Raw genomic sequence first — 25,894 nt, forward strand, 5'->3', positions numbered from 1 at the left:
TGCATCGTATTCGGGTGGCGGTCGCGCGTTGGTCGCAACGCGGATGAGTCGGAATTGGTAGAGAACCGGGAAGGCTTGGAATGGAAACGCCGCAAGAGTTACTGGAGCATCTGGATCCGGAGCAGCGTGAGGTCGCCACTCATTTGCGCGGGCCCTTATGTGTGCGTGCCGGTGCGGGCACCGGAAAGACTCGCGCCATCACCTATCGGATAGCCTATGGGGTGCACGCGGGCGCTTTCGAGCCGAACCATGTACTTGCCGTGACATTCACCGCGCGAGCCGCCGGTGAGATGCGTTCCCGCCTGCGCGATCTCGGAGTGTCCGGCGTCGTCGCTCGTACCTTTCACGCTGCCGCACTCAGCCAGTTGAACTACTTCTGGTCCACCGCGATAGGTGGACGCATGCCGCCGGTCACGGAACACAAGGGTGCACTGGTGGCACAGGCCGCGGCACGGCTCGGCATGTCCTACGACCGCGTTGCGGTGCGCGATCTCACCGCGGAAATCGAGTGGGCGAAGGTTTCACTGATCACGCCCGAGGCGTATGCAGAACGTGCGGCGGCCGCCGGTCATATTGATGTGGCTGGGCATTCCGCCGCCGAAATCGTCCAGCTGCTACGTGTGTATGAAGAGGTTAAGGAGGACGCGCACCAGATCGATTTTGAGGATACGCTCCTGTATCTGGTGGGGATCCTTCTCGACCGGCCGGATATCGCCCGGCAGATTCGTGGGCAGTATCGTCATTTCACAGTCGACGAGTATCAGGACGTCTCACCCCTGCAACACCGGCTTTTGCAGCTCTGGCTGGGCGAAAGCCGAGAACTCTGTGTCGTCGGCGATGTATCACAGACCATTTACTCGTTCACGGGTGCCTCCTCGCTCTACCTGGCGCATTTCACCGACGAGTTCAAGGATGCGCGGGTTATAGAGCTGATACGTGATTACCGCTCGACGCCTCAGATCGTCGCTACTGCCAATGATGTGATCGCCTCCGATGTGTCCGAAGGAGCGGTGCGGCTGGTATCGCAGGTCCCTTCCGGTGTCCCGGTGAAGTGGAAGGAATATGAGGACGACGCGGCGGAAGCGGCGGATATCGCAAGCAATATTCGCGAGTTACAGCTTGCCGGGGTGCCACTGGGAGACATGGCGATTCTGTACCGGACCAACGCCCAATCGGCTGAGTTCGAGGCGGCGTTGTCCAACGTTGGCGTGGGCTACACGCTGCGCGGCTCTGAACGTTTCTTCTCCCGCCGCGAGGTGCGGGAAGCCATGGTTGCTCTGCGGGCCGCGGCACGCTCCGGTGTTCAGGGGCCGCTAGCGGACAATGTTCGTGCGACACTGCGGCAAATGGGATGGCGCGACGAGGCTCCCGAGGTGGCGGGTGCGGTGCGGGAGAGGTGGGATGCGCTCAATGCGCTGCTCAATCTCGCTACAGAAATGGAACATGTGCGCTCGGCAAGCATGCTGGATTTCGTTCGTGAGTTGGAAGAAAGAGCCCAGACGCAGAACACCCCGGAGGTGGACGGGGTGACGCTGTCGTCGCTGCATGCGGCGAAGGGCCTGGAATGGCGTGTGGTGTTCTTGACGGGGCTCAGCGAGGGGCTTTTGCCCATCTCCTTGGCAAAACGTGCCGCCGATGTGGCGGAGGAGAGGCGTTTGCTGTACGTCGGGGTGACCCGCGCGAAAGAGCAGCTATACCTCTCGTATGCGAAAGGAAACGGATCGCGCGCGGGGAGGAAGGTATCGCGGTTTCTCTCTCCGCTGTGGCCACGAGAGGAGAAGCCCGTCTCTCGCGCCACCAGTTATCGGCAGAGGCGCACGGCGGAGGCTGCGGCTTTCGTCGCCGAGCACGGCGAGGACGTGGCGCTTTTCGAGGAGCTGGCTGCCTGGCGTACGGCACGTGCACGGGAAATGGGGCGCCCACCGTACACCGTTTTACACGACACAACCCTGCGTGCGATCGCCATCGCAAAACCGATGACGTTACCCGCGCTCGGCCGGATTAAAGGAATCGGCGATACCAAGCTCGCCAGCTGGGGAGACGATATCCTGCACATTATTGCGGCATTCCGCACCGATTACGCCAATTGAGTGAGCGCCTGCAGGCGTGGTTCCTGGCTGGTGCAGCCGCATGAGGAGTGCGGTTGCACCTCCACCTGATAGGGAGGTTCGGGCAGCGGTGGTACTCTCCACTGCCGATTCTGCAGTGGGTTGCCGAGCCCGTCGAGCAGGCTAAGGATGGCATGTGTCGCCAGGGATGCCGCTAATCCGAGTGCGGGGCCGGAGGTGACCAGCGGCGCGCTGCCTGCCGCCTGCGCCGCGAGCAGCGCCCAACAGGCGTCTTCTTCGAGACGTTCTTTGTAGAGGCATTCTGCGCATGCACTGCGGTGTGGCTCAACCAAGGGGCCGACGCAGACATCGATGTCCTCCGTCCACAGCAACATGTGGGGAGTTCCCGAGGCCATGAGGTGCATGGTGCTGCGTGGATTCGCCAGCCGTGAGCCGGTGACAACGCTCAGGTGCGCTTCTTCGCTGTTACCGCCGGAGGCACTCCCGGTGCGAATTCGTGGATTCACCTGCCGCAGTGCGGTCAGGAAGGCGCGTTCGCGTGGCAGGCCCTGCCAGCGCGGCCAGAGTGCGCAGTGATCCGCCGCGCCGACGGGCTGCGGGTCCGAAAAGAGAATTGTTCCGATGCCCTGGGTTGCCAGCGAAAGGCCGATCGCCACTCCGAGAGGATCGAGCCCGCAGATGCGCACCCGGCAGTCGGTGCGCGGATGAGCATCACTGTTGATAAGGGCGAGCTGTGCGGCGGCCGGGTCCTTATCACCAGCGGTGGCCGGTGCGCCTTCCAAATGTCCTACCGCGGATGAAATGCATGCCGTGGCAGCCTTCGGCTCTTGTTCCAGATTCGCTTCCGCGACGGCGAGTTTTGGGTCAATAGTGGCCGAGACGGTGGTTCCGGCAGCCTCCTGGGCGTCTGCGGCTTCGCGCAGCACTCCGGCCCGGCGAAGCATGGCCAATATTCTGGCCAGCCGCTCGGGCGTCACATGGTGGCTGGCGGCGAGCCTGTCGAGCTCGGGGATGGTGTGATCGCGGGTGAGCAAAGAGACGAGGCTTTGCTCATGCCTCGTGAGGCCGTCAACCCAGATACGCACCCGCGGGTCGAGTCCGATCTGCAACGTGGCATTGTTGCGCCAGAAAACGCCTAATTCGGGAATGATCTGCATGGCCCCACCCCTATCTATCGCCTCCGTCAGGACCGGCAGGACGATAGTAGCCACGCCGCTCGTTGGCCGGTTTACGCCATACACAGGTGGGGATTGGCACTGCGCGGCGAAGAGCCGACTGCTAGTGCAGCTAGGCCGCTGGTGGTTCTCGCAGCGCTTCGAGTGGGGGTGTTCCTGGTCCTGCGGGCCTTCCACGAGTACCGCTAGGCGTTGGCCTCACCCGGGGCGTCGCTGCCGGCATCATGTTGCTCATTGCCGCTCTGGTCACCGGTGGCCTCATCGGTGGCGTGCGCGCCACCGCCCTGCTCAGAACCGTTCGACGACGTGTCGGCGTCGTCGGCGGAGGCGAGAACCTCGGCGAGGAACGCATCCAGCTCGTCTGCAACCGGGGAAGAATCCTCCCCGGCGAAGAAGGCGGCCGGGTCCTCCAAGGCCTTCGGCCCCGGCAACAAGTCGGGGTGACTCCACAGGTGGTCGCGGCCCTCGATACCGAGACTATCCAGTGCCATTCGCCAGAACGTCTCCGCCTCCCGTATGCGCCGCGGCTTGAGTTCGAGGCCGACCAGCGGGCCAAACACCTGGTTAGCCGGGGACTCGGTTGCACTGCGGCGGGTGAACATCTCTCCGAGTGGCACCGCGTGTGGTAATTGTGCGGCAACGGCCTGCGCAGAGACCGCGCTGACCCAGCCCTCCACCAGAGAAAGCAGATGTTCGAGGCGCTCCAGCGTCTCGCGCTGGCCCGCGGTGGGGTCCTGCGAGAAGACTTCGGAGAGGTCCAGTTCCTGCATTTTCTGCAGATCCAGCCCCATCTCACGTACTCGTTCCTCGATGGATGCCGTGTCGATGGCGATCTCGCTGGCGTATGCGGCAACGGTGTCAAGTACTCGTGCTCGCAGCCAGGGCACGCGCGAGTACAGGCGCGCTGCGGCTTGTTCGCGCACGGCGACGAAAAGGGTTACCTCGTCGGTGTCGATATCGAGTCCATCGGCGAAGTCGGCCACATTGGCGGGGACAAGCGCGGCCGTTTGCCCCTCAACAAGGGGAAGGCCCGCATCCGAGGTTCCAAAAGAGGTGGCAGCAAGCTCTGCCAAGCCGACGCCATACTGCATGCCCAGCAGGGAGGCGATCATACTGCGCATCATGTGTTCCGTATTACCGCCCATCAGCCTGCGCATCTCTTCTGGCGCATGCGCAAGCTCCTCATGCATGGCAGTGATGAAGGCACGGGAAACATTGGCGCCTACCGGCTCCGTCAGCCGCTTGAAAGTCGCCAAGGTGTGGGCCACCCAGTCCAGGCGACTCCACGCCTGGTTCGGCCCGGTGCAGGGGTCAATGGCGGTCGCCGGATCCAGCCAGAGGCTGGCCGTCTGCAGAGCAGAACGGGCGCGATCAGCGTCTGCGGCGAGCAGCGTATCGTAATGCTCCTGTTGAACCGTCTGCCGTGCCATGCGCTCCCCGACCTTCCAGTTGACGGGGCCGTCGCCGGAAGACCCGAGCATGTCCTTGACCTGCGACACCACGGCGTTGAAATTCGCGGGGGACATCATCTGCGAGAGCTGCTCTCCGGGGTCGATACCCTGCGAGCGCATTTGTTCGAGGATCTGCTCCGCTGCGTGGTCGCCCAGCACCGCGCGTAGCATTTGCTCCCACTGATCGGGTGTCTGCCCATCACCCAACTCGCTCATAACCGCTCCTCACGTCTTTCTTCATATACGACCCTAACCACCCGGAGTGGATTCTGCCGCAGGGCATGCGGATTCCGTCCGAAGCTAAGGATATTGCGTTGCGCCAAATGGACGTGCACTTCTACGCCGAGGGCGGAGAGCGGGAATGTGCGGTTACGCCTGGGCAGTGACGATGGTGACGATGCTTGCACCGCACCGGGTGCGACGTGCACTCCGCCGCTTTGGGGTTCTTCCAGCGAAATGAGGCATCATATGCCTGTGCGTAATCGTCGTCTGAGTATTGCCGGTGGTCTTTTCGGAGTACTGGCCGCCGTTTCTCTTGTTATGCCCTCTTCTCTCATCGTGGAGCAGGCGGGGCCGGCCATCGATGTCACGGGTGACGCCGGTGAGGATACTCCGATCCTCACGATTACCGGTGCCTCTACCTACCCGAGCGACACACGGTTCTATATGACCACCGTCAGTGCATATGGCACTGCTGATATGGGCGTGCCGGGGGCACAGGCCCTGCTGGCCCTGCTTATGAAGGACTCGCAAACGGTGCCGGTACGTTCGTTGTATTCCGCTGAGCAGAGCGCCGAGCAGGTGGACGAGAAGAATGCGCAATTGATGACCAGTTCCCAGGATTCTGCTGCGGTTGCGGGTTTGGCCAAGGCGGGCTACACGACGCCCATGACACTCTCAGTGGCCGGGGTGGCCGATGATTCCGGTGCGAGACACGTGCTGCAGGAAGGTGACATTCTCACCTCCATAACCTATGACGGGACGACGACGCAGCTGACGACGTTCGCCGACCTTTCAACGGTTCTGGCGGATGTGCCCGGCGGCAAGCAGGTCGTTATCGGGTTCACGCGCGATGGTGATGAGCGCCAGGGGACGGTGACGACGTCCCCCTATGAGGCGGATAGCACCGGGTGGGTGCATCCGGGATCGCGTCTGGGCATTTACGTGAACTCGGAGGATCTGGATTTCCCGGTGGATATTAGCTACGGCGTCAACGATATAGGCGGACCCTCGGCGGGCAATATGTTTGCGCTCGCCATCTACGACGAACTCACGGAGGGATCGCTGGGCGGTGACAACATCATCGCCGGCACAGGAACCGTTTCGTACAGTGGCGAGATCGGTGCCATTGGCGGTATCCAGCACAAGTTAGTCGGCGCAGCCGAGGAGGGCGCCACCTACTTTCTGGCCCCGGCAGAGAATTGCACCGAGACGATCGGATACGAGCCGGACAACATGCAGATCTTTGCCGTGCGGACTCTTGACGATTCGATTGCCGCCGCAGAGGCGATCGGCAATGGCGATACGTCGGGGCTCACCACCTGCAGGCAAGTGGTTGAGGCTACGCAGTAGCGTTGTTGCCGGAGCCGGGAAACCGAGGGCGGAGGACACAGGGCGCAGCTGCCCGCCACCGCTGCGCTTGGCCCTCTGCCCACGGTAGCGCGTTCCTTGGCGAGGTTATTCCTGTGCGAAGGTGGCGCGCAGTGCCGCCACCAGCTCTGGCACCAGATCGGGGGAACCTAGCACTTCGTCGTCGTTATCGTGGGAGCGCATACGGATGGCGCACCACGATTCGCCGGAGCGTAATACGCCCACGGCCATACGAATTTCCTCGCGGCGCGGGTCGGTGGCGATGAATTTCTCTGCTTCCTGCGGGTTGGCGGGAATGTCTTTTTCGGCCTGCGGTGGCAGAGTCACACGTTCGCAGGTGAGGGCGGCTCCGGTGACGGTTTCGGGCCAGGCGAGTTGCGCGAGTAGCTCCCCGATGGAGTCCGCCGGGGGTAAGCCTTCTTGCTCAACGGAGAATAATGCATCGGGGTTTTCCGCAGCGGCCAGCGGAACGTCGGCGGGAAGCTCCGCCGCAAGTTCGGGATGGGTAGCCAGCGCCTGCGCGGAGCGAATAAGAGCGAAGACGCGGATAGGAGCATCCCATCCCGCGTTTGCGACATAGCGCTCAATCTCCTTGACGGTGGCAGCAATGGTGTTGTCGTTCACCGCACCAGTGTCTCACAGGGTGATCGGGCGCGCGGTTGCTGGCGGCGATTCGTGTTCGGAAGGCGGCGCGTATGGGCGAGATAACGGGGCTTGGGCGGTGCTTGAAGCGAGCGCCGACGCACGCTACGGGCAAATCCGGCACGGTCACTGTGGGAATTTGTCGGCGAATCGGATAGGTTAGACACGTATATCGATGTGCTCTGGCACTTGCTCAATTCTGTTGCGAGGTATCTGCGTGTCTATACCGCATATGTCCCGGCCCGCCCGTAAACGCGAGGTTCCGCGAGCCGGGGGAGTATTTGTCCCGACCCTCATAGTCCTGGGGCTGCTGGTCGTTGCTCTTGTTGTAATGGCCAATGTCTGGACCGAAGTCAAGTGGTTCAATCAACTGCACGCCGGGCGCGTGTTCTGGACGCAGTGGGGTTGGGCGGTGGCCCTTGGAGTGATCGGCACGGTACTTGTGGCCGTCGTCGTCCTTATTAACATGCTGCTGTCCCGGCCCAAGGAAGGAAGGACCGACGCGTCCGGCACCGATTCGCGGTCTCTGGCCGGATACCGCGATCAGGTCGAGAATCACCCGTGGTTGGTCCGCCTAGTGGTGCCGTTGGTGCTTGGAGTGCTGCTCGGAGCGCCGCTCTCCGGTCAGTGGCGTGCCTACGTCACATGGCTGTATCGCACGCCCTTCGGCCAAACCGACCCCCAGTTCGGCAAGGACGTCAGCTTTTACGTCTTTTCTCTGCCGTTGCTGCATTCCCTCTTGAGTCTGGCGATCACCCTCCTTGTGGTCGGCGCATTGGCCGCCGTCGTCGGGCACTATCTCTACGGAGGCATCGGTGCCGCTAATGGGCGCTTGAAGCTCTCGAACCGGGCCCGTATCCACTTCGGGATTCTCGGAGCGGTGGCCGCGCTTTTGGGGGCTGGTTACTTCTGGCTGAGCCGCTATGACATGCTGTTGGCGGACAATTCGAAGTTCTCCGGAGCCGGGTACACGGACATTAATGCCTCCTTGCCCGGTCGTACCATTCTGGCGATTGCAGCACTGCTGATCGCTTTGCTGTTCGTCTTCGCTGCCATCCGTGGCCTGTGGAAGCTGGTTGGTACGGGCATAGTCGTTGCGGTGATTGCGAGTCTTGTCATCACGTGGGCATACCCGAGTCTGATCCAGTCCTTCCGTGTGAACCCGAACGCCGTTGAGATGGAGTCGGAGTATATTCAGCGCAATATCAATGCGACACTGACGGCATATGGGCTGGACGACGTCGAGACAACCAGCTATTCCGCGACGACGGAGGCGACTGCCGGGCAGTTGCGTGAGGACGCTGAGACCACCGCGCAGATCCGCCTGCTCGATCCCAATATCGTCTCGCCGACCTTCAACCAAATGCAGCAGAACAAGCAGTACTATGAGTTCTCCGATCAACTGTCCGTTGACCGCTACAACATCGATGACACGGAGCGCGACACGGTTATCGGCGTGCGCGAACTCAACCTCGATGGTCTCAATGACGATCAACGTACCTGGGTGAATGACCACACGGTGTACACGCACGGCTACGGCATTGCGGCCGCCTTCGGCAATACGACGACGGACCGGGGCGTGCCGCAGTTCTTCCAGCAAGGAATTCCGTCCGAGGGCAAACTGGGCGACTACGAGCCGCGGGTGTATTTCGGGCAGAACTCACCCGACTACTCCGTGGTCGGAGCTCCGAAGGGAACTGTAGCGTGGGAGTTGGATTACCCGGACGACTCCGACCAAGGCCTTGTGTACAACACCTACAGCGGTGACGGCGGCCCAAAGATCAGTAATGCATGGGACAAGTTGCTCTTCGCGATTAAGTTCCGCTCCACAGAGCTCTTCTTCTCGGATCGCGTAACAAGCGAGTCGCAGATCCTCTACGAACGCGATCCACACGACCGCGTCTCAAAGGTCGCGCCGTATCTGACGCTGGATTCACGAGCTTACCCAGCTGTTGTGGACATGGACGGCGATGAAAAAACCCCGAAGCGTCTTGTGTGGATCATTGATGCGTACACGACGTCGAACTCCTACCCGTACTCCGCGCGACAGACACTTTCGAGCGCGACGCAGGATTCGCGTTCAGGGGATTCCACCGCATACACGCAACGCGCGGAGGAGGTCAACTACATCCGCAACTCGGTCAAAGCGGTTGTGGACGCCTACGACGGCTCGGTGACGCTGTACCAGTGGGATGCCGATGATCCGATCCTCAAGGCGTGGAATCGTATTTTCCCGGGCATGCTGACCCCGGTGTCGGAGATGTCCGGCGACTTGATGTCGCATGTGCGGTACCCGGAGGACCTCTTCAAGGTGCAGCGTCAGCTGCTCACCGAGTACCACGTCACCGATGCTGCATCCTTCTATTCGGGTTCGGATTTCTGGAAGGTGCCGACCGATCCGACGGCATCCAATGCTAGCTCCGAACAGCAACCGCCCTACTACTTGACCTTGCAGATGCCCGGTCAGGAGGAAGCGGTGTTCTCGCTGTCGAGTGGTTACATCCCCGGCGGTACGACACAGCGCAACATTATGACCGGGTTCCTAGCGGTCGACTCGAATGCCGGCGCTGAAGCGGGAAAGGTCCGCGAGGGTTACGGCAAGTTGCAGTTGTTGGAATTGCCGCGTGACTTGACGGTTCCCGGTCCTGGCCAGGCCGAGGCAACGTTCCTTTCTAATTCCACCGTGTCGACTCAGCTCAATCTATTGCGCGAGGGCGGAACACAGGTTCTGATGGGGAACTTGCTGACCTTGCCGGTCGGTGGTGGCTTGCTGTACGTGCAGCCGGTATACGTACAGGCGACTTCTGGAACACAGTATCCGCAGTTGCAATATGTGCTGACTTCTTTCGGTGACGGCAACACCATTGGTTTTGCGCCGACCCTGGAGGAATCGCTAAACCAGGTCTTCGGCGGAGACTCAGGAGCGGAAGCGGGGGACGCGAATATCTCCGGGCAGAAGGAGCAGGTTGCTCCTTCCGGTGATGATACTGACGGCGACGGCGGCGGCGAGCCAACTGCCGAGCCGAGCGATACGGCATCGGCGCAGGCTAGCCAGTCACCCAGTGCTGAACCGTCGGCTACCACTAGCCCGGCTGCCGGGTCCGCGCAGGAACGTTTGAATTCGGCACTCAGCGAGGCGCAGGAGGCCATGGAGGGCTCTCAGGAGGCTTTGCGGCAAGGTGATTGGGCCGCTTACGGCGCCGCGCAGGAGAAGCTGCGGTCGGCGCTTGGAGAGGCGATTGCCGCACAGGAGGAAATTAATGGCGGCTGAGGCGTGGTTCTGAGCTGAGTGCGGGTGGCGCGAGCAGCCTGCCTCGGCCAGATCCTCGCTGGGTCACCGGTACGGTTTGGCACTGTGCCGGTGACCCACTGCCATATGAGCGGAGCGGGGCGGCGGGTGCTTGCGTTCGGTGGACTCTGTGCGCGGCGGCGCGGCGTTGTGAGCGATGGCACGGATCCGCACTTTGAACACTGCTTGGTTCGGGACTAGACTGGATAGGCCGACGCGGGGTGGAGCAGTTCGGTAGCTCGCCGGGCTCATAACCCGGAGGTCGGAGGTTCAAATCCTCCCCCCGCCACTGAATCAAGGGGCCGACCCGAAAGGACCGGCCCCTTCGCCTTACCCGGAACAAACGGCGCAGGGAGCCAGCCGCCATCAGCAGCACGACGCGGCATCAGATCGGACACGTCAACGCCAAGGAACTCTGCAGTCAGCAATAGCTCAGCGACGGACCAGTCGGCCCGACCGTGCATGCGGCGGGAAACATTCGTCGGCGCAATGCCAAGGGCGCGAGCAAGGTCAGTCTTTGTCTGTCCAGCAGAGAAAAGGTATTGGTTTACTGTGGCGCCGATGCATCGCGCGACAGTGTAGTCAACGCGTGAAGTTGTTGCAGTCATACCGCCAATTCTAGCAGCCTGAACGATTACCGTCAGGGTGTGTCACTGGCGCCAACTCTGCCAGTGAGTGTATGCTGTTCGCATGGACGCACGATTATCGGCATCCCTGCCAGAAATCATGACTGCACGCGAGGCGGCTACGACTGGCCTCGCGTCGGAGCGTACTTTTGGCCGATGGGCGCGTGCCGGAAAGATTCCTGCGATTCGCTTGCCGAATGGCCAGGTGCGCTTCCGGCGCGCCGACATCGAGGCTCTGTTGGAGCCTCAAGCTACTCACGATGACGTGGGTAGTGATGGTCAGGAACCGCTGCCAGGACTGGGGAAGGCGTCATGATCTCGGCGCCGACCTCGCGGCCGCGGGTAGAGGCAGCGGAGCTGCCGGTGATGGTGGTGCCCCGGCGTCTGGTGATTGACGAGGGCCTCTCGTATGCGGCGCTGGGTGTGTATCTCGTGATTGCGAGCGTGGTGGAGGGGGTCTCGCCCGATGGTCACGAGCTTGTCGGCCGTGGACTCAGCCAGGACGAGATCATTGCCGCGATCGAGGAGCTGCGTGATCGTGGGCTCGTGCAGAGGAGACAATCATGACGGATACGCCTGAGTATTTCGTTGTTCGCCGGTCTTCGACCGCCCTCTCTAATGCGGTCATCCATGACCGGGAGCTCTCCCTGCCAGCGTTGAGTCTGCTCATGGTCTCGCTCTCGCTTCCACCAGGCGCGCCGCGTGGCTATAGAGCGTTTATGGGCCGTGGACTGGGGGAGAAGGCCATCCGTCGCGGGCTTCGTGAGTTGGAAGAGCAGGGGTACCGGTTCCGGTTCCGTGCGCGGCGGGAGGGTCAGGTCCGGGAGATCACCGTGATATCGGATACGCCGATCAGCGTGGAGGAGGCCCGCGCCGAGGTTACCGGCATGATGAGCTCTGGGATGCTGCGCACCGCCACCCTCGGCGCCTGTGTCTCACACCCGGACTCCGAGTTTTCCACAGGCAAGACGGAGGCACAGCCTGTGGATAACCGCCGTGCGGCAGATGTTGCCGCACGGTCTGAGCAGCGGAAACACTCGCCGGAAGATTCCACCGTGCCGTGCTCTAGCGCGGCACGGTCAAGCGCGGCACATACTTCTAACGAAGTATCCAAGAATTCCTCGTTACACTCGGAATTCCCTTCCAACCAACCAGCGGCTCAGCCGCCGGATGGTGTGGTTGGTGGAGACGCCCCGCCACCACGGGATCCACCGGGTGAGCCGCAGTCCGAGGCCGATGGCCCGGACTGGCAGCTGATCACCGCATGCATACCCGCACCGATGCGCACTGGTCTCACCCCGGCCGCCGGCCGACGGATCACGGCCGCGCTGCGCCACGCACAGGCGACCGGCTGGACCACGGGAGCGATCTACCGGGCACTCAACGCCAACCCCTGGCCGACCTCGCCCCAGAATCCCGCTGGCCTCACCATCCACCGCGTCACGGAGCTCGCCCAGAGCCCTGCACCCCTCACACGCGCACGTCGGGCGGCTGCACCGGTCGCTGATCCGGCGGAGCCGACCGGTCCTATGCCGACGGAGGTGCGCGAACAGCTGCAGGAGCTGGTGGCGCGCCTGCGCGCCAGGAGGACACCGACGAAGTCCGATCAAGATAACGGAAGGAAAGCATCATGAGCGAAAAGACTGCCCGGTGGGCCGCGGGGACGGGTGCCATGCTGATCGGCCTGGGGCTGAGCCTCGGGGGCGCAGCGTGGGCCGATGAGACGGAGCCGGACCCGAGCCCGACTGTGGCGCCTATCGAGGAGCCGGTAGAGCCGGATCCTGTGGCGCCGACGAATCCGGAGCCTGAGCCCACGACTGCGCCGACGAGTGACCCGGCGCCGGTCGAGGAGCCTACCACCGAGCCAGACCCGATACAGCCGACAGAGGCCCCGGAGCCTGAGCCTACGACGGCGCCAGCGGAGCCGTCGGTGACGCCGGTAGAGCCCGCGCCGACTGAGCCTGCCCCGGCGGTGACCGTACCGGCCACGGTACCGGCGCCGGCGCAGACGGTAGGCCCTCGCGTGCAGGCGGCCGGGCAGGCGCCTGTGGCTGATCCTGGACAGAGTGCGACCGGGCAGCGGCCCGTGGCCGCGGCGACATCGCGGGTGAGTGGGGTCCTGCGCGCTGTGGCGTGGCAGGCCACGGATGCCCGCGGCCGCGCCGAGGCGCAGACCGCCACGACTCCACAGGCCGCTGAGGTGAGCACGTCTGGCGTGCCGGCCGAGCTGCCACTTACCGGGGACGAGACTGGGCCCCTGGCTGTGCTCGCTGGCTGCCTGATCGCCGCTGGTGGCGGCCTGATGCTGTGGGCGCGCAGAGCCCGCCCGTAGATTTCTGAGGCCGGGCTGCGGCCCGGCCATGATCAGGGCTCACGGACTATGTGGGCCACATGTATGGGATAGAGAGGAGGCCATGTGATGGATGTGTCACTGATCGGAAATCTAACTGATGCGCCCGAGTTTGCGGGGGATGAGTCCAAAGCACGGGCGTCGCTGACGGTGGCTGTGTCTGAGTCGTATAGGACGGCAGAGGGCACCTGGCAGAGCGGCGAGACGATGTTCTGGCAGTGCTGGGCCTGGGGCAAAAAGGCAATGGCTATCCGGGATGCAGGCTGGGTGAAGGGAGCGGCGGTGGTGGTGCAGGGCACTCTGCGTGCCAATGTCTGGCGTGACCGCGACGGGCAGACACATCGCCGCACGGTCGTGGATGTGCGTGCCGCAGGGCTAGATATTACGCGGCCGGTACCGGCCAGCGTGGCACAGCGCCGCCAGGAGACGCTTGGTGTAGGGGAGGACCGGACGCATGCGTGGGATACGCCTCCGGCGCCAGCCGACTGAGCCAGAACCTGCCGCCGAGCCCGGGACCAGCACGGCGCCAGATGCTGAGGCGGCCTGGCAGAGTGTGGAGTTGCCACGGAACCATGTGCGCATGCGCACGGCGCTGCGCGTGATCATAGCTGGCGCGCTGGTCCTGCTAGCTGGTCTCGGGGTGCGATCAGCAGTAGCAGGCCCGACGGCGACCGTGGCAGCGCCACAGACCATCGAGGCCAGTGAGCCGGACGCAGCGGCCGTGGCGTCCACTGCGGAGTATGTTGCCCGGGCCTGGCTGACCCTGGATGATCCATCCTCGCGCGCCTCCCGCCTGTCACGGGCGTGGGACGAGCCCGGCACTGCAGGCTGGAGCGGTGAGGGCGGTCTGGAGACGCGCGGATCGACCTACGTGGTGGCGACCGAGGTCGTGGACGAGGACGTGATCGATGTTACCGTCGCGGTCTATGTCGCCGGTGGCGAGGATGGCCCGGCCGGCTGGGTCGGCGTCCTCGTGCCGATGCAGCTCGTGGATGGCCGGGCTAGTGTGCGCGCCGAGCCCAAGCTCGTCGGCGTGCCCGACCCGGCCCGCCTACCAGCCGTACCGCTCGTCGAGGAGGACCGCACCCTGACCGGCGAGACCCGCAGCGACGTCGACCGCTTCTTTACCGCGTGGGCCAGCGGGGACGCGACCGGGGTGACCGCACCGGGTGTTGAGATTCCGACCCCGCCGGCGGGCCTGGCGGCGGCCGAACTAACCGCCTGGACCGTGACCGCGGGCAGCGGCGATACGCGCTCCGGGACAGCCACTGTGCGCTTGACCATCGGTCAGGCCACCATCACGTCGACCTATCAGGTCGAGATCACTCGCGTGACGACCTCCGACGGTGCAGACCGTTGGCAAGTCACCAATATCTCATAACACATTGGAGGGATTCTTATGTCGCTAGCAGATTACACCGGCGATGCAATTAAAGACTGGATTCTCACGTTGGCAGGTACAGCGCTCATCGCGATCTTGGCTGTCTTTTTTGTTGGCGCATTAGCACGCTCGGAGTGGGGCAAAATGGTCGGCCTATTCGTGGGAGCCGTCATAGCGGCCCTGTTCGTGTTTATGCCGGATACAGCGGTGGGCCTGCTTAAGGCCGTCGCCTCATCAATCTTGCCATCATGACCGGACGAGTGCTCACACGGGCGTTCAGCTTTGAGACTCGTCAACATTCGGTCTTGGGCTGGGACCTGGGCGAAGGGGTACCACGCCGCCCCGCCGTTATCTGCGCGGTGATCGTCATCGTCTGGGCAGGGTTACTGACCTTGGTCGTCGGACCACCAAGTCGCCGCACGTTCATCTTCTACGTGGCTGTGCCAGGAGTTATCGCGTGGTTCGGCTTTTCGCCGTCCGGGCTGATCCCACGCAGGAGGCGCATCACGATGTGGGTGCTCAGGGCACGGTATATCCTGATCGGCCACGTCGGCGTCATCAATGGCGGCGTGACGCGCAGACGGCACGACCTGCTGCACGTGCGGGAGCGGATCACGTTGACCTGGTGGCGACGCACATTCGGGTCACGGGCACGTGATTGGGACCCGTGGACGCCACAGGCGGCCGCCTCACGGCCCGTCGGGCCAGGACCGACCGTCAGGATCGGGCAGGGCGTGCGCGTGCTCGGCTTCGACGCTATGACACCACTACGAGAGGACTAGCTAGATGGGTATTCTGCAATCGCTGAGCCGCACATTTGGTATTCCTGAGGCACTGTCTGTGCCGCTGCCGCACTACAGGCTCCTGTCTGATGGGCTGATCGTCTCGGACGATCGAGCACAGGCGTGGTTCACCGTTTCGGCCGCGTCCTCGCAGATGCTGACCGTCCAGGAGAGGGCTGACGAGGCAGGCCGCGTCATTACGGCCGCACAGCGTATCCTCGGCGACCGTGCCTGTCAGCTGCGGATCATGTGGGGACGCATCGACGGCGCCACCTATACGCCCGGCCATGAGATGACCCCGTGGGCGCAGGCCCGGCGCCAAGGGATTAGCGATCTTGGCCTGGCTGAGCGGCACGTCCTGCTCGGCATCGATATCGAGGACCGCCACACGGCCGCCGTCTTGCAAGCGTTGCGCCGGGCGACTGACTGGGTTGGTGGTGATGCACGCGCGATTCCGCGGCGGGAGCTGGCGAGTCTGGACCGGACGATGAGGCAGTTCGCCCGCATGCTGCAGGACACACCGCTGCGGGCGCGGCCCGCACCGGTGGAGACCCTGGCGTGGATGCTCGCACACGACCAATATCGCACCATGCGACCATTGGCCGGCGAGGGCACCGTCACCGGTGCCCGGCTCGCGCGGCTGACCCGGGGCCGCGCAATCCCGTGGCCAGACCACATACGCCACTATGGTGCCGACGGCACCGAGACCGCCTACACGACGCTCCTCGCATTGAGCGAGTTTCCCGAAAAGCTCGAGGTGCCGGGTAACGGGGAGTGGCTGCTGACCCTGTCGCGTGTATCCCGGCGAGGTATCGAGGGGGAGCCGGATGAGGTCCGTATCTACCCGCAGGCCGACGTACGCTTCGAAGTGTTGACGTCCGCGGCAGGGCTCGGCAAGGTCGAGAAAGTCCGTAAATCCGCCAAAGAACAGCGGCGCGAAGCGTCACGCTCCAGCGCCGGGGAGACTGATCTCAATATTGCGATGGCGGAGGCGGAGATGGAGCAGCTGGCCGCAGAAATCCAGCGCGGCCGCGTCGAACTCGTCCACGCCAGCTGCATCATCTCCGTCACTGAGGCGTCTCGGGAGGCCCTGGAGGCCAGCGTGACAGCGCTCCAGGCACACTATGCCGAGTACGGCATCACGGTGGACGTGCTGGCAGACCAGCAGCGGGAGGCGTGGATGCAGACGATGCCGTGCGACCAGGTCCGCACCGGAGACCTATCACACGTCATGGATGCCCCCGCCTTCTTCGGCTCGTGGTTCTGGGGCGGCAGTGTCGTCGGCGATGATGTCGGGCCGGCTATCGGTTATACCACCGGAGCGACCGCCTCAATCGTGCGCCTGCACCCGACCGAGGCACCCCGGCGGGGCGACACATCAACCATCGCCATCGTCGGCAAGGGCGGCCGCGGTAAAACCACCGCGATGCAGCTGCTCGCGTTGGACGCGGCCGACGAAGGAGCCTGGGTGCCGCTCCTCGACCTCAAGGGAGACCTCGACAACCAGTACGGTGGGATCGTGGCCTGTGCGGCCGAGTACGGTATCCCAGCTGACGCTGTGGCCGTGGACGGGCGATTCGCCGGCGCAGCAGACCTTCTACGCCTCTCGACCCCTGAGGAGGCCCTCTCGGCGTCGCATGGACAGCTGATGCTGCTCATCTCGGAAGCTCTTCGCGTGCGGGCCCAGCCCGTGCTCATGGAGCACATCGCCCGGCTCGTCGAGTCCGGAGAGGAGCGCTCCACCGCACGCCTCATCAACATCATGGCCGCATCCGCCGATGACACGGCGCAGCGGATCGCCGGCGAACTGACCGCCTGGCGCAGCGACATCTACGGGAGCGCAATTGTTGGCCGGGCTGACGGTGGAGCCCTGCTGGGCACCGGGCCCGGCATCCACCTCATCCGCTGTCCCGGCATGGTGCCACCGGCCGCAGATACTCCGCCGGCCGACTGGTCCACCAGTGAGCGCGTCCAGGCCGCCGTCATTCGCGGACTGCTCGCCTGGCTCACCCAGATCGGCTCCCGGCAAACCCTCCGGGATCAGCGAAAAATGGTGTGCCTTCCTGAGGCGCATATGCTGACCGCGACCCGCGAAGGCGCCGCCTTTTTGGACAGGACGGCGCGTATGGGCCGTGCAATGGGCCAAACACTGGTTGTCGACACGCAGGACACGGCGAGCATCGCGGACCATGATGGAATCATGGAGCAGCTCGTCGCCGTGATGGCCTTCAGTCAGGACACCGAGGCGCAGCAGACCGCCTTGGCCAAGCTCCTCGGATTAGAGCCAACAGAGGCGGCCCGGATTGCTGTCAGGGACGTGTCCGTCGACCCACACACCGGTGCTAAATGGTCAGGTCACTGCTATATGCGCGATCCACGGCGCAGGGTTGCCTCCGTGCAGATCGCCTACCCGAATAGCCGGGTAGCTGATCTGCTGTCCACTGATCCGACACATGCACGGAAGGAAGCAGCATGACCACCACACTAACAGCCCGCCTCATCTCCGCAGCCGCGATCACCGCCGCGCTCCTCAGCGCGTGCTCTCACGAGCCAACCGCGGCCGACAAGACCGAGGACGGTGTACGAGCCGCGCTGACCGAATATGTCGAGGTCGCTGTACACGGTGACCGCACCGCCGAACAACAGGAGCTCATGTGCACTCAGCTCCTGACGGCCGAAGAGGCGGATATCACCGAGTGCGAGCCGCCCTACGACTACACATCCAACTCCTCGTGGCGTGAGCTCGCCTCCATCGACTCTGTCGTCATCGATGGAGATAAGGCCACCGTCCGCTGGCAGTGGCATGGACGAGACTCACTGACAACGCACGATAGCACAGCGACGTTCTATTGGGAGGGGGGACGATGGCGCTACCAGTACGACGGCTAGGCCGTCGCAGCGCCCTGGCCGGCCTGCTGCTCATCCTTGGAGCAGTGCTCCTGCCGACCAGTAGCGCGCTGGCCGATGACCCCGACGGCGACCCGGCCGTCTACCAGCCCGACGGTGTCGGATCCCTGTTCAGCGTGCCGGACATGAGGCAGGGGCAGGATCCGACCCTATTTGAGGCATATCCGGACGGTGCCTGGGTCACCGACTGGAAATCCACCGGCTGGACCCACGTCGTCGACAATACTGTTGACCCGGTCCTCAACGGCATCACCAACGTGCTGCTCGGTGGCACGAAGGCGGTCACGCGCGCGGCGATCGCCTTCTCCTACCAGATGGCGCACTTCGACATGTTCGGCATGCTCTCCAGTGATATCACCGAGATGGTCCGCGCGGTGGCCACCACCGCGATCGACTGGCTGCTGCCGACCTGTTTGGCCATCGGTGCCGTCCTTGTCCTCGCCAAGCTCGGAGTGGGCACAGGAGATGCCCTGCGTCAGTTCGGCGCCCTTGTCCTGGCTGGCGTAATCGGCATGTCCCTTGCCGTGGTCCCGGAGCTATGGACCGGGACCATGACCGCCATCCGACAGGCCGGTGCTGAGACCACCGCCAAAGCGGCAGAGGCGGCAGTGACCGACCTTGACAGCCCGTTTACCGGGCCGACACCGACCTATGGGTCCGATGAGACAGTGAACGCGCAGCGCCGCCAAGCAGATGCGATCTGGCGAACCTACGTCGCGATGCCGTGGTGTATCGCGGAGTTCGGCAGCCTGCGCACCTGCCAGGACTACGGCGAGGAGGTCCTCAGCCGCAGCGGAGACGACCGCGTCGATTTTATCGACGGCAAGGATTTCAAGGACGCGATGGGTGGTGATAAGTCTGACGCGTGGCAGATGACCACCGGGCAGGACGGCGCCACACGCCTAGCGATCATGCTGCCGGCGCTCCTGGTGGCGTGCCTCTTCTGCGGGCTGGTCATCTTCCTCAACGCCACCGTGCTCCTCTACTCCATGCTCGCCCTCATGTTGCTCGTTGTCGGCGTGTTCTTCGCCCTCCTGTGGGTCATTCCGGGCCGCCCACGCCAATGGGGCATGACCTGGGCCGAGAAGCTCTTCAGCTTCGTCTTCATGAGCTTCGTCGCGAACCTGATTCTCATGGTGACCATGCTCGTGGCCATGACCACCATGCGCCTCACTGGTGACTACGGGTGGGGAGTCTCCGCGCTACTGACCATCATCGCCTCCATCGCATCCCTGTTGCTCGTCCGTCACCTGCGGGAGATTCTGGGCGTGGGCTCGACTGGTCTGCTGTCCATGCTCGGCACGGGAGCGGCCATGAGCATGCTCGGCCGCCGTATCCGACCCCGCCGACCCGGCCGGCACGCCACCAGGCCCGACACGGGCAGCGAGGCATCGGCTGACAGTACCGCCAGCAGTGGCACGACGACCGGCGGAGCTCCGCGGCCCCACCGCGTGATCGACAGGCCGCAGCCGCATCGGCCGGCCGGACCAACCAGGCCCGGACGGCGTCGCCGGACTGGGACCCGGGATACGGAGCCGGTGCCCGCCGTCGTCGCGTCACCGCGCCTGACCGCAGGCCCGGCCACCGCCACGCCGGTTACAAGTGAGACGGCCGCCGCGCCGCGCCGCATCCCACAAACCCCGCCAGGCACGACCACAGATAACGAGCCCACGGTACCGGGTGTGGACGGGCGGCCGGCTGCGGGTGCGAATGCTCCACAGCCCGGCCCGCCAGCGCCCGCACCCCGGGAACTACCAGCCCGGAGGCAACCGACGGCCGAGGCGGGCGAGCCCGCAACGCGCTCGGCGCAGTCGGCCCCATCGGCGAATCGGCCCGAACCCGCCGCCATGCGGCCACAGCCAGCAGCCACGCCGCCAGCCCAGCCCGCCAACACGTCTACCGTGGCAGCATCCGCGCCGCGGCGTGAACTGCCAGGGATGACCGGCGGCGACCCGCAGCCGGCCGAACGACTGACACTGTTGCGGAGGAGGCGCAGCAATGACTGACAAATGGGACGGCCTGCTGGCCGATGGTGTGCCTGACATTCCAGCGTCACGCCGCCACGGCGGCCCTGACCGCGCGCGCCGGCTCCCGGTGATGTGGGGACGTGTCCTCGTTGCTGTCGTCGTCGTGGGCATGGTGGTCGCTGTCATCGCGTGGCTGTGGGTACACCCCACGAGTAGCCAGGTGCCGGACTCGGCGACTGCCACCACCATACGCACGGACGCGACGGGTGAGCCGAGTGCGGTGCCGACCTGGTCCTATGTCACCGAGACCGCGCCAGTGCCTGAGATCGCTCAGCGGGGCCCGGCCGTCGCTGACGAGTTCTTGCGCCTCATCTATCAGTCTGCGGATTGGTGGGAGGTTGACGACCAGCTCGCCGACATCGCGACCGACCAGGTGCGCTACGAGCTCATCGAGTACCCGGAGCTCCACGCACCCGTCGACGGCGCGATTGCCGGCATCGAGTACACCGACGTCACCGACACGTCGGCCGGCACGTGGAGTGCCACCGCACAGATCACCACCAACACCGGCCACCAGGTCACCGGTGCGATCACTGCGGAAGCGACTGAGGACGGCTGGCGGGTCGCGAGCTGGGAGACAGCACCGTGATCCGCAACAGGCTCGCCCTCAGCGCCGCCGGCGGCCTCCTGGTCACCATGGTGGCGTTCGGCGCGCTCATCATGCTGCCCATCATCGTGGTCGGTGGCGCCGAGTCCAATGACACGACCGGCCAACAGGCCGCTGCCGTGACCGGTCACGGCCTGTCCGACAAGGTGTCGGCCGAGTACCGCGACATCGTCCTGCGCGCCGGCCAGATCTGCGACGACGTCACCCCAGCGGTGATCGCCGCGCAGATCGAGCAGGAGTCCGGCTGGCGGCCCGAAGCGACCAGCCCTGCCGGCGCCCAAGGAATCTCCCAGTTCATGCCCGGCACGTGGGCCTCCCACGGTATGGATGGCGACGGCGACGGCCATGTCGATATATGGAATCCTGCGGATGCGATCTGGTCTCAAGGGCACTACATGTGCCGCCTGCGTACCAGCGTGCTCGCTCTACGCGCCGAGGGCACTATCTCCGGCTCAACTCTCGACCTGACCCTGGCCGCCTATAATGCCGGCCTAGGCAACGTTCAAGCCGCCGGCGGCGTGCCACGCTTCGCCGAGACGACCCGATACATCAGCCGCATCCACGCTCTGATCCCTACCTATCAAGCCCCTACCGCAGCCGCTGGCAGCGGACAGGAGGCCGTCGTCGAGGCCGGCCGCCCCTACCTCGGCCGCCCCTACCGCGGCGAAGGCGCCGGCGGCATGGACTGCTGCACCTTCGTCCAAACTGCCGTCCGTGACGCGCTCGGCATCACCCTGCCCATGTACACCCCCGGCCATCCACTCGCCACCGCGAAGTGTGAGGCGAGCATGATGCGCGCCGAGGCATACGGCGGACAGCAGATCCCGCTGGCCGACGCCAGACCCGGAGACCTCGTGTTCTTCCAATCCGCCGCCGTGTCACCATCCATCGATTTTGTGACGCACGTCGGCATTTACATGGGCGACGGGCAGGTCATGGATTCCAGCCCCGGCCGAGGCGTCGCAATCACCGACCTGTCCCGCTACGCAACCTCCGATCCCATCCTTGATATCGCTGTCCGACTACCCACCAATTAATAGGAAGGAACCGTTCGATGACTAATCCCCGCTCATTCGCCCGTGAGAGTGGCACGTGGCGCGCCATCAATATCACCATCCCGGACGAGGTCTACCAGATCATCCGGCGAGAGAAATATGCACGTGAAACCACCTACGCAGAAGTCATCACGCACGCCATCCTCACCACCTACGCGCCCCACACGAAGGACAAGACCAATGAGACCGAAACCCGTTGATATCTACGCTCTTAAACGCGCCGCATCGCTCACGGCGGCGGCCGCCATGATTCTCGCGATGTGCCATTACGTCACCCGGATAGATACCAGCGGAATCGCGTTACGCGCCCTACCCTATATCGCTTCCGGCGTCGCACTGACAGCGATCACTGCGCCCATCCTCTTTGCGCTCTTTTACCACCAGGACCGGCACTCACTGCTGCGCACAATCGGCTGGTCATGGGCCGCCTCAATCGCGGCGATTATCACCGTGTGGAGCCTGTACGGCATCATCCTCATCAACCTCGGATACACAACCATCTAACACTGCGGAAACACCGGAGGAAACAATGCAGAAAACAGTCCTCATCGACGACATCGACGCCACCACAAACGACGTCCAAACCATCACATTCGCGCTCGGAAAACAGTCCTACGAAATCGACCTAGGCCCCGAGAACCGGCAGCGACTAACCGACGCCCTCAACCCGTTCATCAACCACGCACGACGGACCCGTAAACCAGCTCCGCAAACGACGCGAAACGCGGCACAAACCAGCCGGAAAACAATCCGCGAATGGGCACGAAACAACGGCTACACCGTCGCCGAATCCGGCAAACTACCCGCCGACATAATCAACGCCTACACCCACGCACAAACAGCCGACTAAGGAGCCTCCCATGACCATTCCAGCCCACCACACCACACACAATTTCCCTGTTCATACGCCCGTTCACACGGTCACAAGTAGCCTTGACACCCCACCCAGCGTAATTCCACACAAAAGTGGCGGTCACACGCTTGACCACCCTCCCCCTACGTCTACGACTCCGAGAGAGGGTGGTCAAGCGTGTGACCTTGGAAAGGTAACGCTGGGTGGGGTGTCAAGACAAAACAAGAAGAACAGGGAAAAGGAACAGTGGGCTGGAATGGTCCAGAACGTACCTAAACCTCACGTACATGAGTGGTCCCGAAAAGAAGGTGCCTGATGAGTACTAATGCGATCTATACAACCTTGGAATTGCTGGCGAAATTCCGTTTCGTGCCAGCAGCGATTATCGGCCGAGAAGTATTCCCGCACGTATCCGACACCTCGCGCGCCCCAATGACGTCACGTGTCCTCAAACGGCTCCGCGAGGACGGGCTCATCGATCGGCAAATGGTGCTCGGCCGAACCTGGGTCCATTGGCTCACCGAGGCCGGTGCACACGCACTGGATGTTGAAGGCGGGAAAGGGGGAGTCAAGCTCGCCGAATATGAGCATGATCTGGTGATCGTCCACCTCTACCTCACACTCCGAGAGCACCCTCTCGTCGAGCGGATCATCACTGAGCGCGAGGCGCGCTCCGAATGCCCCGATGCGGAGAATAATCCGTGGGCCATCCCCATCACTCGGCAATCCGGAAAAGCCGGCTATGCCTGGCCCGACATTATCACCGTCGGGCCAAACGGCCGGTGGGGCCACGAGGTCGAATGGACCCGAAAAAACAAACAAAGGCTCCGCCTGCTCATGCTGGCCTACGGCCACCACGCGGATTACACCGGAGGCGTTTACTACACCACACCGCAAACCAGCACGCTTATCAACGAAGCTGCCACCACGGTTAATGACCGGCTCTGGGAATCCGGATACGGCCGCCAAATCATCACCCGAAACCTCACAGACACGATCTGAGAAATGCCATGAGTATCCCGACACCGAAACTCCGGATGACCCGCGACGCGGCACCGCCAAGCGATGCCCGCGCCATTCGCCGCGGCATCATCCTCATCACCGCATTAACCAACATCATCGCCACAGCAATAACCCTCGTCATCGTCGCCGCCGTCCGGTGGGCCGGCCGGGACAAAATCCGCGGCTGGCACCTCCTCATCGTCGGCCTGGCCACCAGTATGCTCGGGGTCCTCCTCGGCTGGCCAACCGCCTACGCCGCCCCATGGACCGAGGTCATTGACACGCTGCGGACCCCGCCGCTCGACCTGACCGCGGTCCTCACGCTCGCCTCCACCACCTGGCCGACCTGGGCGGTCGGCCAGGTCCCCTTCGCCGCCTGCCTCGGCCTAACGGCCGCCGGCATCTATCTCGCCTGGCGCGACCGCTACAGGAAAACCTGGCAGACCACCGCCACGCCGACCGCCGCCAGCTCCCGTGCGATCACGGCCGCGAAACGCCGCCTCGACAAAACCGTCGCACACGCCAAACCCGCCCCGACGCCAGACCAGCTCACCCTGCCCCTCGGCATCGACGCCACCACCGCCGGGCCCGTCACCATACCCGCTAGTGTCATCCGGACCCACGCACTCGTCATCGGCCCGACCGGCGTCGGCAAAACGGAGGCCCTCAAGCGTCTCCTCTGGGCGACCTGCGCACAACCAGCAGCCCGTGCACTGCACATCCCGGCCGTCGTCATCGACATGAAAGCCGACCCGGACCTCGCCGCATGGGTGCAAGCCCAGGCGGCCGAACTCGGCCGCCCCTACCACCGCATCACCGTCAACCCGGCCACCTCGACCAGCGGATACAACCCCCTCGCCGGCCGCACCGCCGACGAGATCGCCGACGCCGTGTACGAAGTCCTCTTCGCACACGACACCAGTCTCAACCAGCACTATGCCACCCTCTCCCGGCGACTCATCCAAGTCGCCTCCCGGACGCTCGTCGACCTCGCCGACAACCAGGTCCTCCTAAGCCCAGGACGCCCCTGGACAGTCAACCTGCCCAACCTCGCCCGTCTCTGCTCCACCGCCGAGCTTCGCCTCATCGTGCCCGACGTCACCCCACCAACCGCTCAGATCATCAGCCGATACCTCACCGACCTCAAAGCCTCCAGCGCCGAGAAAGACGCCGGTGACGCACGAGACCGGCTCATCACTATCACCGACACCACCATCGGCGCCATCCTCGGCACACCCGGCCTCACACTCCGCACCGCCATCGCCGACGGCGCCCTCATCTGCTTCTCGCTCGACTCGGCCGGCTCTCCCGAATCCGCACGCGCACTCGGCAGACTCGCCATCCACGACCTCACCGCAACCCTGCCACACCTGCCTGTCGGATGGGCCGGGCTCTGCCCCATCGTCCTCGACGAGTTCGGCGCCCTCGCCAGCCCCAAAGTCTCCGACCTCTACGCCCGGGCACGCTCCGCCGGCGGCGCCGTCGTCCTCGCCACCCAAGACCTCGACTCCGACCTCACCGCCGTCAGCGCACAATTCGCCGGCACCGTACGCACCAACGCGAACCTCTGGATCGTCATGCGGCAAACCCGCGGCGACGTCGCCGAATCCATCGCGCACGACATCGGCACAAGAGCCGGATGGAAGGAAACCATACAAACCACCGACGACTGGGACCCCCTCGGCGGGCTGCACGCCGCCTCCGGCGTCGGCAGCCTCCGCCAAGTCGACGAATACATCATCCACCCAAACGAGCTGCGCGACCTGCCCGCCGGTACCGCCATCATCATGACGAAACTCCCCGCCGACACCCTCCACCACCACCACGCCGACACCACCATCCACCGCACCCACATCGCCCAAGCCCCACAAGCGACACCCGCCAACCCACGCCGCACACCAGCGGCCAACGTCGCACCACGGCGGACGCCGCGAAGCGGCGAGGATGGCCCGGCCGAGCAAACACCACCACCGCCCCCACCGCCAGACGACGCCTGGTGAGGCGGCCAGGCCCACGCGCCAGTAGTGAGCGTGACGACGGCATGTGCTCCTTCCGCGGGTGTTTGACCATGGAGCCTGCCGGGCGTCC

24 protein-coding genes and 1 tRNA gene are annotated in these 25,894 nt (G+C 64.2%); 22 read left to right on the forward strand and 3 right to left on the reverse strand.

All coding sequences use genetic code 11. The features are described 5' to 3' along the window. The first annotated feature begins 80 nt into the window (after positions 1-80). Entirely contained in the window at positions 81-2,090 is a 2,010-nt protein-coding gene (locus tag EKN07_RS07965; RefSeq protein ID WP_126146112.1) for an ATP-dependent DNA helicase UvrD2, read from the forward strand. Here the strand turns inward: EKN07_RS07965 and EKN07_RS07970 are convergent. Together EKN07_RS07970 and EKN07_RS07975 are read right to left on the reverse strand one after the other, a co-directional pair. Then, positions 2,078-3,280 (reverse strand): hypothetical protein, encoded by a 1,203-nt coding sequence (locus EKN07_RS07970; protein WP_126146113.1) that lies wholly within the window; start codon positions 3,278-3,280, stop codon positions 2,078-2,080. The two genes, EKN07_RS07965 and EKN07_RS07970, sit on opposite strands and share 13 nt — an antisense overlap. Positions 3,281-3,429: 149 nt before the next feature. Then, positions 3,430-4,911 (reverse strand): zinc-dependent metalloprotease, encoded by a 1,482-nt coding sequence (locus EKN07_RS07975; RefSeq protein WP_126146114.1) that lies wholly within the window; start codon positions 4,909-4,911, stop codon positions 3,430-3,432. A 252-nt stretch (positions 4,912-5,163) separates the two neighbouring features. On the opposite strand from EKN07_RS07975, the gene EKN07_RS07980 reads away from it, so the two are divergent. After that, positions 5,164-6,267, forward strand: a complete 1,104-nt coding sequence (locus tag EKN07_RS07980) for a S16 family serine protease (protein ID WP_126146115.1) — start codon at positions 5,164-5,166, stop codon at positions 6,265-6,267. Between the two features lie 105 nt (positions 6,268-6,372). Here the strand turns inward: EKN07_RS07980 and EKN07_RS07985 are convergent, their stop codons facing one another. After that, a complete protein-coding gene (locus EKN07_RS07985) occupies positions 6,373-6,909 on the reverse strand; it encodes a PPA1309 family protein (RefSeq protein ID WP_108716095.1) in 537 nt (178 codons plus the stop codon). Between the two features lie 235 nt (positions 6,910-7,144). On the opposite strand from EKN07_RS07985, the gene EKN07_RS07990 reads away from it, so the two are divergent. The 20 genes from EKN07_RS07990 to EKN07_RS08085 all read left to right on the forward strand — a co-directional run bounded on the left by EKN07_RS07990 (position 7,145) and on the right by EKN07_RS08085 (position 25,806). Then, positions 7,145-10,198, forward strand: a complete 3,054-nt coding sequence (locus tag EKN07_RS07990) for a UPF0182 family protein (RefSeq protein ID WP_240611238.1) — start codon at positions 7,145-7,147, stop codon at positions 10,196-10,198. 233 nt (positions 10,199-10,431) lie between these two features. Next, positions 10,432-10,505: transfer RNA gene (locus EKN07_RS07995), tRNA-Met, on the forward strand. A 401-nt stretch (positions 10,506-10,906) separates the two neighbouring features. Beyond that, positions 10,907-11,158: a helix-turn-helix domain-containing protein gene (locus EKN07_RS08000; protein ID WP_108716093.1), complete on the forward strand. Its 252-nt coding sequence runs from the start codon at positions 10,907-10,909 to the stop codon at positions 11,156-11,158. Then, entirely contained in the window at positions 11,155-11,409 is a 255-nt protein-coding gene (locus tag EKN07_RS08005; protein WP_108716092.1) for a hypothetical protein, read from the forward strand. Before EKN07_RS08000 ends, EKN07_RS08005 begins: the two co-directional genes overlap by 4 nt. Continuing rightward, complete coding sequence (locus EKN07_RS08010) at positions 11,406-12,476, forward strand: hypothetical protein (RefSeq protein WP_108716091.1); 1,071 nt, start codon at positions 11,406-11,408, stop codon at positions 12,474-12,476. The genes EKN07_RS08005 and EKN07_RS08010 overlap by 4 nt, the downstream gene beginning before the upstream one ends. Next, positions 12,473-13,174 carry an LPXTG cell wall anchor domain-containing protein gene (locus tag EKN07_RS08015; RefSeq protein WP_126146116.1) on the forward strand — a complete coding sequence of 234 codons (702 nt, stop codon included), beginning with the start codon at positions 12,473-12,475 and terminating at the stop codon, positions 13,172-13,174. The genes EKN07_RS08010 and EKN07_RS08015 overlap by 4 nt, the downstream gene beginning before the upstream one ends. 87 nt (positions 13,175-13,261) lie before the next feature. After that, positions 13,262-13,681, forward strand: a complete 420-nt coding sequence (locus tag EKN07_RS08020) for a single-stranded DNA-binding protein (protein ID WP_126146117.1) — start codon at positions 13,262-13,264, stop codon at positions 13,679-13,681. Then, the gene (locus tag EKN07_RS08025; RefSeq protein WP_126146118.1) at positions 13,647-14,573 is read left to right on the forward strand and encodes a hypothetical protein; all 927 of its coding nucleotides are present in this window, start codon (positions 13,647-13,649) and stop codon (positions 14,571-14,573) included. Before EKN07_RS08020 ends, EKN07_RS08025 begins: the two co-directional genes overlap by 35 nt. 18 nt (positions 14,574-14,591) lie before the next feature. Beyond that, positions 14,592-14,825 (forward strand): hypothetical protein, encoded by a 234-nt coding sequence (locus EKN07_RS08030; protein WP_108716087.1) that lies wholly within the window; start codon positions 14,592-14,594, stop codon positions 14,823-14,825. Then, a complete protein-coding gene (locus EKN07_RS08035) occupies positions 14,822-15,355 on the forward strand; it encodes a hypothetical protein (RefSeq protein ID WP_126146119.1) in 534 nt (177 codons plus the stop codon). Before EKN07_RS08030 ends, EKN07_RS08035 begins: the two co-directional genes overlap by 4 nt. A 4-nt stretch (positions 15,356-15,359) precedes the next feature. Further along, on the forward strand, positions 15,360-17,831 hold the full coding sequence (locus EKN07_RS08040) for an ATP-binding protein (RefSeq protein WP_126146120.1): 2,472 nt from the start codon (positions 15,360-15,362) through the stop codon (positions 17,829-17,831). Continuing rightward, positions 17,828-18,244, forward strand: coding sequence for a hypothetical protein (locus EKN07_RS08045; protein ID WP_126146121.1), 417 nt, complete (start codon positions 17,828-17,830; stop codon positions 18,242-18,244). The genes EKN07_RS08040 and EKN07_RS08045 overlap by 4 nt, the downstream gene beginning before the upstream one ends. After that, the gene (locus EKN07_RS08050) at positions 18,220-20,268 is read left to right on the forward strand and encodes a hypothetical protein (RefSeq protein WP_126146122.1); all 2,049 of its coding nucleotides are present in this window, start codon (positions 18,220-18,222) and stop codon (positions 20,266-20,268) included. The genes EKN07_RS08045 and EKN07_RS08050 overlap by 25 nt, the downstream gene beginning before the upstream one ends. Next, on the forward strand, positions 20,261-20,878 hold the full coding sequence (locus EKN07_RS08055; RefSeq protein WP_108716082.1) for a hypothetical protein: 618 nt from the start codon (positions 20,261-20,263) through the stop codon (positions 20,876-20,878). The genes EKN07_RS08050 and EKN07_RS08055 overlap by 8 nt, the downstream gene beginning before the upstream one ends. Continuing rightward, positions 20,875-21,933 carry a lytic murein transglycosylase gene (locus tag EKN07_RS08060; protein WP_108716081.1) on the forward strand — a complete coding sequence of 353 codons (1,059 nt, stop codon included), beginning with the start codon at positions 20,875-20,877 and terminating at the stop codon, positions 21,931-21,933. Before EKN07_RS08055 ends, EKN07_RS08060 begins: the two co-directional genes overlap by 4 nt. Positions 21,934-21,950: 17 nt before the next feature. Continuing rightward, entirely contained in the window at positions 21,951-22,151 is a 201-nt protein-coding gene (locus EKN07_RS08065; protein WP_108716080.1) for a hypothetical protein, read from the forward strand. Continuing rightward, positions 22,132-22,455 (forward strand): hypothetical protein, encoded by a 324-nt coding sequence (locus EKN07_RS08070; protein ID WP_108716079.1) that lies wholly within the window; start codon positions 22,132-22,134, stop codon positions 22,453-22,455. Before EKN07_RS08065 ends, EKN07_RS08070 begins: the two co-directional genes overlap by 20 nt. A gap of 25 nt (positions 22,456-22,480) precedes the next feature. Beyond that, a complete protein-coding gene (locus EKN07_RS08075; protein ID WP_126146123.1) occupies positions 22,481-22,801 on the forward strand; it encodes an Lsr2 family protein in 321 nt (106 codons plus the stop codon). 318 nt (positions 22,802-23,119) lie between these two features. Then, positions 23,120-23,806, forward strand: coding sequence for a hypothetical protein (locus EKN07_RS08080; RefSeq protein WP_126146124.1), 687 nt, complete (start codon positions 23,120-23,122; stop codon positions 23,804-23,806). A gap of 8 nt (positions 23,807-23,814) precedes the next feature. Next, positions 23,815-25,806, forward strand: coding sequence for a type IV secretion system DNA-binding domain-containing protein (locus EKN07_RS08085; RefSeq protein WP_126146125.1), 1,992 nt, complete (start codon positions 23,815-23,817; stop codon positions 25,804-25,806). The last annotated feature ends 88 nt before the right edge of the window (positions 25,807-25,894 follow it).

The organism is Actinobaculum sp. 352 (assembly GCF_003957265.1).
Lineage (GTDB): Bacteria > Actinomycetota > Actinomycetes > Actinomycetales > Actinomycetaceae > Asp313.

What these genes read in the sequence shown, in the direction of transcription:
- EKN07_RS07965 (WP_126146112.1), top strand. Translation starts at nt 81, where the DNA reads ATGGAAACGCCGCAAGAGTTACTGGAGCATCTGGATCCGGAGCAGCGT.
- EKN07_RS07975 (WP_126146114.1), bottom strand. Translation starts at nt 4,911, where the DNA reads ATGAGCGAGTTGGGTGATGGGCAGACACCCGATCAGTGGGAGCAAATG.
- EKN07_RS07980 (WP_126146115.1), top strand. Translation starts at nt 5,164, where the DNA reads ATGCCTGTGCGTAATCGTCGTCTGAGTATTGCCGGTGGTCTTTTCGGA.
- EKN07_RS08000 (WP_108716093.1), top strand. Translation starts at nt 10,907, where the DNA reads ATGGACGCACGATTATCGGCATCCCTGCCAGAAATCATGACTGCACGC.
- EKN07_RS08005 (WP_108716092.1), top strand. Translation starts at nt 11,155, where the DNA reads ATGATCTCGGCGCCGACCTCGCGGCCGCGGGTAGAGGCAGCGGAGCTG.
- EKN07_RS08010 (WP_108716091.1), top strand. Translation starts at nt 11,406, where the DNA reads ATGACGGATACGCCTGAGTATTTCGTTGTTCGCCGGTCTTCGACCGCC.
- EKN07_RS08015 (WP_126146116.1), top strand. Translation starts at nt 12,473, where the DNA reads ATGAGCGAAAAGACTGCCCGGTGGGCCGCGGGGACGGGTGCCATGCTG.
- EKN07_RS08020 (WP_126146117.1), top strand. Translation starts at nt 13,262, where the DNA reads ATGGATGTGTCACTGATCGGAAATCTAACTGATGCGCCCGAGTTTGCG.
- EKN07_RS08025 (WP_126146118.1), top strand. Translation starts at nt 13,647, where the DNA reads ATGCGTGGGATACGCCTCCGGCGCCAGCCGACTGAGCCAGAACCTGCC.
- EKN07_RS08030 (WP_108716087.1), top strand. Translation starts at nt 14,592, where the DNA reads ATGTCGCTAGCAGATTACACCGGCGATGCAATTAAAGACTGGATTCTC.
- EKN07_RS08035 (WP_126146119.1), top strand. Translation starts at nt 14,822, where the DNA reads ATGACCGGACGAGTGCTCACACGGGCGTTCAGCTTTGAGACTCGTCAA.
- EKN07_RS08040 (WP_126146120.1), top strand. Translation starts at nt 15,360, where the DNA reads ATGGGTATTCTGCAATCGCTGAGCCGCACATTTGGTATTCCTGAGGCA.
- EKN07_RS08045 (WP_126146121.1), top strand. Translation starts at nt 17,828, where the DNA reads ATGACCACCACACTAACAGCCCGCCTCATCTCCGCAGCCGCGATCACC.
- EKN07_RS08050 (WP_126146122.1), top strand. Translation starts at nt 18,220, where the DNA reads ATGGCGCTACCAGTACGACGGCTAGGCCGTCGCAGCGCCCTGGCCGGC.
- EKN07_RS08055 (WP_108716082.1), top strand. Translation starts at nt 20,261, where the DNA reads ATGACTGACAAATGGGACGGCCTGCTGGCCGATGGTGTGCCTGACATT.
- EKN07_RS08065 (WP_108716080.1), top strand. Translation starts at nt 21,951, where the DNA reads ATGACTAATCCCCGCTCATTCGCCCGTGAGAGTGGCACGTGGCGCGCC.
- EKN07_RS08070 (WP_108716079.1), top strand. Translation starts at nt 22,132, where the DNA reads ATGAGACCGAAACCCGTTGATATCTACGCTCTTAAACGCGCCGCATCG.
- EKN07_RS08075 (WP_126146123.1), top strand. Translation starts at nt 22,481, where the DNA reads ATGCAGAAAACAGTCCTCATCGACGACATCGACGCCACCACAAACGAC.
- EKN07_RS08080 (WP_126146124.1), top strand. Translation starts at nt 23,120, where the DNA reads ATGAGTACTAATGCGATCTATACAACCTTGGAATTGCTGGCGAAATTC.
- EKN07_RS08085 (WP_126146125.1), top strand. Translation starts at nt 23,815, where the DNA reads ATGAGTATCCCGACACCGAAACTCCGGATGACCCGCGACGCGGCACCG.